This window comes from Rhizobium sp. NFACC06-2 (assembly GCF_900101425.1).
GTDB classification, from domain to species: domain Bacteria; phylum Pseudomonadota; class Alphaproteobacteria; order Rhizobiales; family Rhizobiaceae; genus Agrobacterium; species Agrobacterium leguminum.
Genome location: NZ_FMVA01000020.1, coordinates 70,936 through 80,036 on the forward strand (window position 1 = coordinate 70,936; position 9,101 = coordinate 80,036).

Annotated in this window: 9 protein-coding genes; all 9 read left to right on the forward strand. The window is 60.1% G+C overall.

All coding sequences use genetic code 11. The features are described from left to right. The first annotated feature begins 66 nt into the window (after positions 1–66). The 9 genes from flhA to F3H58_RS24265 all read left to right on the forward strand — a co-directional run bounded on the left by flhA (position 67) and on the right by F3H58_RS24265 (position 8,682). Positions 67–2,154 (forward strand): flagellar biosynthesis protein FlhA, encoded by a 2,088-nt coding sequence (gene flhA, locus F3H58_RS24225; protein ID WP_004432552.1) that lies wholly within the window; start codon positions 67–69, stop codon positions 2,152–2,154. Then, the gene (gene fliR, locus F3H58_RS24230) at positions 2,151–2,906 is read left to right on the forward strand and encodes a flagellar biosynthetic protein FliR (protein WP_020812910.1); all 756 of its coding nucleotides are present in this window, start codon (positions 2,151–2,153) and stop codon (positions 2,904–2,906) included. The genes flhA and fliR overlap by 4 nt, the downstream gene beginning before the upstream one ends. A 14-nt stretch (positions 2,907–2,920) precedes the next feature. Then, the gene (locus tag F3H58_RS24235; protein WP_125144807.1) at positions 2,921–3,340 is read left to right on the forward strand and encodes a hypothetical protein; all 420 of its coding nucleotides are present in this window, start codon (positions 2,921–2,923) and stop codon (positions 3,338–3,340) included. A gap of 115 nt (positions 3,341–3,455) precedes the next feature. Further along, complete coding sequence (locus tag F3H58_RS24240; protein WP_065654443.1) at positions 3,456–4,013, forward strand: rod-binding protein; 558 nt, start codon at positions 3,456–3,458, stop codon at positions 4,011–4,013. Between the two features lie 29 nt (positions 4,014–4,042). Continuing rightward, positions 4,043–4,411 (forward strand): hypothetical protein, encoded by a 369-nt coding sequence (locus F3H58_RS24245; protein ID WP_149744053.1) that lies wholly within the window; start codon positions 4,043–4,045, stop codon positions 4,409–4,411. Then, entirely contained in the window at positions 4,411–4,944 is a 534-nt protein-coding gene (locus F3H58_RS24250) for a flagellar basal body-associated FliL family protein (protein WP_004432561.1), read from the forward strand. Before F3H58_RS24245 ends, F3H58_RS24250 begins: the two co-directional genes overlap by 1 nt. 202 nt (positions 4,945–5,146) lie before the next feature. Then, positions 5,147–5,821: a WecB/TagA/CpsF family glycosyltransferase gene (locus F3H58_RS24255; RefSeq protein ID WP_149744054.1), complete on the forward strand. Its 675-nt coding sequence runs from the start codon at positions 5,147–5,149 to the stop codon at positions 5,819–5,821. A gap of 114 nt (positions 5,822–5,935) precedes the next feature. Then, entirely contained in the window at positions 5,936–7,705 is a 1,770-nt protein-coding gene (locus tag F3H58_RS24260) for a GumC domain-containing protein (RefSeq protein ID WP_149744055.1), read from the forward strand. Positions 7,706–7,782: 77 nt separating this feature from the next. Continuing rightward, entirely contained in the window at positions 7,783–8,682 is a 900-nt protein-coding gene (locus F3H58_RS24265) for a bifunctional methylenetetrahydrofolate dehydrogenase/methenyltetrahydrofolate cyclohydrolase (protein ID WP_137002905.1), read from the forward strand. The last annotated feature ends 419 nt before the right edge of the window (positions 8,683–9,101 follow it).

Genomic DNA, 9,101 nt, shown 5'->3' on the forward strand with positions numbered 1-9,101 from the left:
ACCGTTGTTACGGAACCGTGCGACGGCTTTTCCGTCGCCCTTCTCATGAAGAGACAGGACGAATTTATGGCGCAACCACCAGTCATCTCCCTGCCCAAGGTCAGTCCGAGCACGCGTGACATCGGTTTCGCCCTGGGCATCGTGGCGATCCTCTGCGTTCTCTTCCTGCCCATTCCGGTCATGCTGGTGGATATCGGTCTGGCCTTTTCGATTGCGCTTTCGGTCCTCATCCTCATGGTGGCGCTCTGGATTCAGCGGCCGCTGGATTTCTCGTCCTTCCCGACCGTGCTGCTGATCGCGACGATGATCCGCCTGTCGCTGAACATCGCGACGACGCGCGTTATTCTCTCCCACGGCAATGAAGGGCCGACGGCGGCGGGCGGCGTGATTGCGGGCTTCTCCAGCCTCGTCATGTCCGGCGATTTCGTGATCGGTCTGATCGTCTTCCTGATCCTGATCACCGTCAACTTCATCGTCATCACCAAGGGTGCGACGCGTATCGCCGAAGTCGGCGCGCGCTTCACCCTGGACGCCATTCCCGGCAAGCAGATGTCGATCGATGCGGATTTGTCCGCCGGCATCATCGACGAAAAGGAAGCACAGCGCCGCCGCCGCGAGCTGGAAGAGGAAAGCTCCTTCTTCGGTTCGATGGACGGCGCCTCGAAATTCGTGCGGGGCGACGCCATTGCCGGCCTCATCATCACCGCGATCAATATTTTCGGCGGCATCATCATCGGTTATTTCCGCCACGGCATGCCCATCGGCGAAGCAGCCGACGTTTTCGTCAAGCTTTCGGTCGGTGACGGTATCGTCTCGCAGATCCCGGCCCTGATCGTATCGCTGGCAGCCGGCCTTCTGGTCTCGCGCGGCGGCACCGCCGGCTCGACGGACCAGGCGGTCGTCAACCAGCTCAGCGGTTATCCGCGCGCGCTGATGGTCTCGGCCATGCTGATGGGACTGCTCGCCATCATTCCGGGCCTTCCCTTCCTGCCCTTCATCTTCCTCGGCGGCATCATGGCCTTCGGCAGCTGGTATATTCCGCGCCAGGCGGAGGCCGAAAGCGCGCTGCGGCGTCAGGAAGAGGAGAACAAGGTTCTCCAGACCACCGAGGCGGAAAAGGATTCGGTCAAGCAGGTGCTGAAGACGGCCGAGATCGAACTGGCGCTCGGCAAGCAGGTTTCCACCCGCCTTCTCGGAGCGCATCAGGAACTGGCCTTCCGCGTCGGCAAGATGCGCAAGAAATTCGCCACCCAATACGGTTTCGTCGTGCCGGAGATCAAGGTTTCCGACGATATCATGATCCCGGAAAAGGCCTATCAGATCCGCGTTCACGGCACGACCATCGCATCCAGCAACCTGCGCGTCGGCGATGTGCTGGTCGTGACCGGGGCAGGGCGCAAGCCGAGCATTCCCGGCGACGAAATCCGCGAACCCGCTTTCGGCATGCCCGCCGTCTCCATTCTTGAGACCTTCACCGAGGATCTGAAGCGCGAAGGCTTCCATCCGATCGACAACGTCTCCGTGGTGCTGACGCATCTGAGCGAAGTCATCCGCAACAACCTGCCGCAGCTCCTGTCCTACAAGGACGTCAAGATACTCATCGACAGGCTCGATCCCGAATACAAGAAGCTGGCCGACGAGATCTGCTCGTCGCACATGTCCTATTCCGGCCTGCAGGCGGTGCTGAAACTGCTGCTCGCCGAGCGCGTATCGATCCGCAACCTGCATCTCATTCTCGAAGCGGTCGCCGAACTTGCGCCGCATGTGCGCAAGACGGAACAGATCGTCGAACATGTGCGGGTGCGCATGTCGCAGCAGCTCTGCGGCGATCTTGCCGACAATGGCGTGTTGCGCGTCCTGCGCCTCGGCAACAAGTGGGACATGGTCTTCCATCAGGCGCTCAAGCGCGACCAGAAGGGCGAAATCGTCGAATTCGACATCGATCCGCGCCATCTTGAGGAGTTTTCCGAGCAGGCTTCGAAAGTTATCCGTGAATTCATGGATCGCGGCCTGCCCTTTGTCCTTGTAACCTCGCCGGAAACGCGGTCCTATGTGCGCATGATTATCGAGCGACTCTTTGCGACCCTGCCGGTTCTTTCGCATGTGGAACTGGCCAAGGGTCTGGAGATCAAGATTCTGGGCGCCATTTCATGATAACCGACCCGCAGGGGACAATCATTGCATTGTTCCTTGCCATCTGCCGTATCGGCGCATGCTTCATGACCATGCCGGGCTTTTCAAGCTCGCGCATTTCGCCGCAGATTCGTATGCTTCTGTGCGTCGCGGTGTCCATGGCGCTTCTGCCCGTGCTGTGGGACACGATTTATCCGAAAGTTTCCGGCGCAAGCCAAGGCACGGTCGTCGGCCTCATCTTTACCGAGGTCGTCATCGGTTCGATGTATGGCCTGATCGCGCGGTTCTACACCCTCGGTTTCCAGTTCACCGGTGCGCTCATCGGCGCTTCCATCGGTCTCAGTGCGCCGGGCGGTGCCGATGTGATCGAAGACGTGCAGGAAAACCAGATATCCAACTTCATCACCTTCGGCGGCCTGCTGGTTCTGTTCATATTCGATTTCCACCACATCGTCCTCAAGGCGCTGGTGGATTCCTACACCGCCACGCCGGTCGGCGCGCTGATCAGCGGCCAGAAGATGCTGATTACGCTGACCGACACGCTCAGGGCCTCTTTTTCGATCATGCTGCGTCTTGCCAGCCCCTTCGTGATTTACGGCCTGATGTTCAACGTCGCGGTCGGCCTCATCAACAAGCTCGCGCCGCAGATTCCGGTCTTCTTTATCTCGACACCCTTCGTTCTCGCGGGCGGTCTTTTCATGCTTTACCTATCGGTCGCGGCCCTCATCCGCCAATTCGTGGATGGTTTCGGGCCCGTCTTCATCGGCTTTTGATCGGGGGAAATGCGATGGCTTCGGACAAGCGCTCTGCCAAACTCAAGCGTCTGGTAACCGTCCAGCGGCATATGGAAAAAATGGCCGAGGTGGAACTGGCCGATACCACCCGCACACGGGCGGAAGTTGCGCAATCCATGGAGAACGTGCTGGAAGCCATGAGTTCCATGGAACCGGTGCACCAGACATTTTCCCGGCACTATTCGGACCGCTACGGCCGTCTCGTCGTCCAGGACCGCCAGCTTGAAGGCGTTCAGCAATTTCAGGAAAACAAGGTCCTGAAGGAAAAGACCAAGGCTGACCGGCTGGAGGACAGAATGCACCTTGCGCGCGATCTCGAGGACCGCGAGGCCGACGATAATGCAATCTATGATTTGTTAGAAATTACGAATGCTTCCCAGACACCAGCCTCCAGCAAGGTTGGCGATCCATAGTCTGTCCCATTGTTGCATCGCGGGCGTTTTTGAGGACGTCTCCGGCGATGTTTCTTGATTGAGCGGATGCGCCGGCTTTCTGTGCCGCCCATTCGTCAGCTCGGGAGATCTGGACGTGGCGATATCGGTGATAAGTGATCTGGTGATGGATGTGGTTCGCGCTGCGGACCCCCAGGAAGTTCAGGTCGCCCAGGAAAAACTCAAGGCGAACAAGGCGGCTTTTGCCGCAACCAGCCTTGCCGATGCCGGCAAGGGCTTTGGCGCCGCGGTCGACATGCTGGATGGCGCTTCCTCGAAGGCTGGTCTCGGCGACACCAATATTCGCGCGGCCCGCACCGAAATTCCGGAAACATACCGCAAATATGAAGCCTCGGTGCTCCAGACCTTCGTGGCCAACATGCTGCCGAAAGACAGCGAGGAAGTTTACGGCAAGGGCAATGCCGGCGAGATCTGGAAGAGCATGATGGCCGAACAGTTTGCCGACACGATTTCCAGAAATGGCGGCGTCGGCATCGCGGAACAGGCTTACAAGGATGCGCTTCGGAAGGCTGAAAGCAAAGGCATTACCGACGTATCGATGAATGAAAAAGACAATAATGCTGCAATTCGGATGGTGGCGGAGTTCGAGCGGCAGGTCCTCGGCGTTTCCAATGAGAAAACGGACGAGGCTTGAGAATGAAAAACCTTAACGAGGAGACAAGCATGGACCTTATGTCGAACGACCACCGTATCCAATCCGTTCTCGGCCGCCTTGAGATGATCATCGACAACGAGAACGACAGTATCGGTAAGGACCCCCAGTTCGACTTCAAGGTCTCCAACGCCCACAAGAGCCGTTGCCTCTATGAGCTGACGATGCTGTTCCGCGATACCCCGCGCGAGGAAATCGCCGCCGGTTACATGGAGCAGGTCAAGGGCATCAAGTCCAAGCTCGCCACCAATGCCAGCCGCGTCGAGGCGCATCTGAATGCGGTTCGCGCGGTCGCGGACCTCTTGAAGAACGCGATCCAGGAAGCCGATACGGACGGCACCTATTCGCAGGAACAGTTCATGTACGGCGCAGCCTCCTGATGTTGAAGCTTCTTCTCACTGGCGTCTGGGTTTGCGCCGTCACGCTCGGCGCGGTGTATTTCTCCGTCCAGTTGGCGACTGCGCCCGCGCCGGATGAGGCGGGGGCGAAAAAGGCCAATCTGCAACTGGTCAAGGGCGAAAGCATCACGATCCCCGTCATCAATGATGGCGGGGTAAACGGCTATTTCCTCAGCCGTATTTCGCTGCGCGTCGACAAGACCAAGATGGCGAAGATCGAGCTGCCGGCAACGCAGTTGATGACCGACGAACTGTTCACGCTGCTTGCGGGTTCTTCCATGGTCAATATCGCCAATATTTCCACCTTCGATCCCGAAGCCTTCAAGCAGCGCATCCGCGAGGGGCTGAACAAAAGGCTCGATGACGAGGTGGTCGAGGACGTGCTGATCGAACAGCTCGATTATCTGTCGAAAGCCGACATCCGCGAGCAGAACGGCAATGGCACGCCCCGTTCGGTCAAGCTCGTCGAGGGCGAGAAGGCCGAGGCCGGGAAAGAAGCGGCGCCAAGCCACTGACGACCAGCAGGCGAGGGGCGTCGGCCGGATAGGGGATGCGGAGCATCCTTCTGGTTAATTGTCTCTTGCCGCATCCCCAAGCATTCTAGAGATTGCTTTCAAGCTAAATTCAACCTGCACCTGTATAACGAACCCATGAACCACCATCCCGCAGGCCATGTGTCGGATCGGTGGCGATGGGTTTGGCATTTGGGGGTTGGCAATGAGTTTCGCGTCAGGTTTCGCGCGGCCGGAATCGCAACGGAATATCCACGGACTGCGCGTCTGTGATCTCGACTGGAATGCGGCGCTGGAATTGGTCAGCGGCAGGGTGTCTGCCTGTGAAGGACACACGATGCTCTCCTTTCTCACCATCGAGAAGGCGAAGCTTTCGCTCAAGAACAACGCCTACCGGCAGATTCTGGAAAGCTGCCTGCTTCTGCCGCAGGGCAAGGCAATGAGGGCCGCCGCGCGCAGCGAGAATGGTGAGCCTTTGCCTGCGCCCATCGACGGCGTCGCCTTTGTGATGGCGCTTCTGACCTATATGGCCGTGCCGAAGCGTATCGGTGTGGCTGGAGATGATGCCGCGCAGATCGGCGAAGTTCTCGCCAGGTTGCGGGCGCACGCGCCCTGGCACGATTTCGTCATGCTGAACCGCGATGCATCGGGCGTTAAGGTGGATGTTCTGCTGGCGGGAATGTTGAAGGAAAACCAGGAGACATGGCTGCACCGCACCGTCAGCCGGGAGAATGCGCGGGTCACCATCGCGGTTGGCCCGCTGTTCAAGGTCCTGTCGTCGGAAGTGGCCGGCATGCCGGAAATTTTCCGCAAGCTTCACATGAGCTGGCTCTACAGCCTCTGCGCCGAACCCTGGCACATCGCGCTCGGCAAGAGCTGATGCCGTTCTCGCAGGCGTTGCGTTAACCATTTGTTTGCCACGATCCTTTAACCTCTCGTAAGGTTTTGACAGTCGCCCGTTGCGGGCGGCACCGAGGGCGGCAGACGGCTTCAGATGGTTGATGACAATCCGGATATGATGGCGATCCGCCCTGACGAGGATGATGTCGCAGCGCCCGTATCGCAATGGCGCAGACATTGTCGGCGGCTCCTGACGTCCGGCTGCATCGCCGCCGCCACCGTTGCCGGGGCTGCCCTTCCGCTTCTGCTCGTCGATTCGGGCTTTCGCGGTTATGTTTCGCAGGCCCGGATCGAGGTCTCCCAGACCGCTTACGATGCCCCCGATGCGGCCCGCTTTCTGGCGATGGCGCGTCGTACCCTGCTTTCATCCTCCGGGCTCGACCGGATAACCGCCGATCTCAAGCTGAAGTCCGCCGATATGGTCGGCGTTCGCAATCAGGGCGAGCTTGGCCTGCTTTTCGACCTTTTGACCGGCGCGGATGCGCGTCCGCTATCCGAGCGGGAGGCGCTGAACGGTGCGGTGGGCGAAGCGATCCGGCTGGAACTCACTCCGGATGAAAATACGCTGATCGTGACCGGCAAGGCCGCAACGCCGGAAACCGCCATGCGGCTGACCGATTATCTTTCGATGCGCGTGATCGCGGATGGCAAGGCCGGCACCATGACGCCCGCCATGCGCGAGACGGAGAGGGCGCGGACAAGGCTCGATGAGGCGGAAGCGGCGCTGAACGGTTTCCAGATGCGCCACGGTGACGCCGTGATGGCCGAGGCGCAGCAACTCGAACAGCAGCTGCGCGACGTAAACGACAGTCTGGAGCGAACCACCCGGCAGCAATTGGCCATTCAGGCCGATCTGACGGCGGCTTCGGCGCTGAAGCCGAATGATATCTTTGCGAAGCCTCTGCCGGCCGGCGTGGGTTTTTCGGCGCTTGAGGATATCAGGCAGAGACACTCGACCGCCAGCATGGCGCTTGCTGCGGTTTCGGTCGATTACGGTCCGAAACACCCCCGCCGCATCGCCGCCCAGAATGCGGTGGATGCCGCACAGGCGCTTGCCGCCCCCGCATTGCGGCAATTGCTGGAAGGCCTGCGGGCGGATGAAAAGCGCATCTCTCAGGAGATCGCGACCGCCAGTGGCGAGCAAAAGAAATACCTCGACCGCCTGAACGAACTCGGCGTTGCCCCCGGCGAATTCTCCAGATTGCAGGGTGAACTGGAAACGGCGCGAAACGCCTATCTCGAGGCAAGCGAACGCCGCGACCTCTCCGCATCCGCCAAGTCCGCGGTCGAAACGCGTTTGGCGAAGAAGGCGGCACCCGGCGAATTGACCCGCGATCTGACGCAGGCCGCCATGCTGGCTGGCGGCGGCGCCTTGATCGGCCTGCTGGGCAGTCTTTATCTCCTGAGCTACCGTCGCCATGACGAGGAAGAGGAGGGCGCATTGCTCATCGAAGAGGGCGCGCAACTTCCATCCTCCGTCGAGCCGCCGGTCGAGTCTCTGCGGATTTCCGAATTCGAACCGATCGAGCCGGCTGTGTTCGACGATCTGCCGGACGTCGCCGCAGAGGACATCAAGCCGGAGGAAGACGGCTTTGCCGATTATTACGGCGAGGCCGTCAACGACGACGACATGCCGCTGGACGAGCGCGTGCGGCAGGTCCTGATGGGCAACCGCACGGTCAGGAGTGCTGATCCGGCCTCTTCCGGACTTCCACCGCTTCTGGCCGAAGCCCTTGCCGGGAATTTCGACCATGCCCAGGCCGAAGCCGAGGAGCTGATGGAATTGCGACGCGAACTGGCGTTCCTGAGAGAGTGTCTTACCGATTACGCCGATCGCCGTGACGGCTACCGCAAAACAGCCTGAAAACGCCGCATTTTCGCTTGCATTCCTGCGAAGGGGGCACCATACGGAGCCTACGTAACCCAGCAGGAGCAGGACGCATGGCAGTTGTGATTGACGGGAAGGCGAAGGCGGCTTCGGTAACGGAGGCGGTCCGCAAATCGGCAGAAGCGCTTGAGGCGGAAAAGGGCGTAAAGCCCGGTCTCGCGGTTGTCATCGTCGGAAACGATCCGGCCAGCCACGCTTACGTGAACTCCAAGAGCAAGATGGCCAAGCAATGCGGTTTCAACTCCGTCCAGCACACGCTGCCGGAGGAAACCACGCAGGCCGCACTCCTCAAGCTGGTCGGCGAACTGAACGCCGACGCTTCCATTCATGGCATTCTGGTGCAGCTGCCGCTTCCGAAGCACTTCAATTCCGATGAGATCATCCAGTCGATCCTGCCTGAAAAGGATGTGGATGGCTTGAGCGTGCTGAATGCCGGTAAGCTCGCGACCGGCGATCTCGCCACCGGTCTCATTTCCTGCACGCCCGCCGGCGCCATGCTTCTGGTGCGCGGCATTCACGGCGAAGACCTTTCCGGCCTCAACGCCGTGGTCATCGGCCGCTCGAACCTGTTCGGCAAGCCGATGGGCCAGCTTCTGCTGAATGCCAATGCCACGGTGACCATGGCGCATTCCCGCACCAAGGATCTGGCCGGCATCTGCAAGACGGCGGATATTCTGGTCGCGGCGGTCGGTCGCGCCGCAATGGTGAAGGGCGACTGGGTGAAATCCGGCGCGACCGTCATCGATGTCGGCATCAACCGCATTCCGGCGCCGGAAAAAGGCGAAGGCAAGTCGAAGCTGGTGGGCGATGTCGCCTATGACGAGGCGAGCGCCGTTGCCGCAGCCATCACGCCGGTTCCCGGCGGTGTCGGCCCGATGACCATCGCCATGCTGATGGCCAACACCGTCATCGCCGCCCATCGCGCGCTGGGTCTGACCGCGCCGAAGTTTTAAGCCTGTCGCGTTCAATCGAACTACACGGCACAGGAATTTTTGTGCGCTGCCACTCACTTCCGTCATTCCGGCCTTGAGCCGGAATCCTGTGTATTGGATTTGTGCTATGTAGAGTGCGGGCGGAAGGCCGTCGGAATCCTGGTCGTTAGAGACCGCCTGCTGGCTTTTGGACCTCCGCCCGCTCTTGATGATCCCAACCTGAACAGTTGATGGAGGCCGTGAGCGCGGACCTCGTAGCACAGGATGAGGCTTGCCATGGTACACCCTGTTTACATCGGATGCGACGTCTCAAAGGCACATCTGGATCTTTTCGATGCCGCGACACAAAAAGCCGTCCGCATCGCCAATACCGGCACCGCCATCGATGAATGGCTTGCCACCCTTGATGGACGCGAGGCGCAGATCATTCTGGAGGCGAC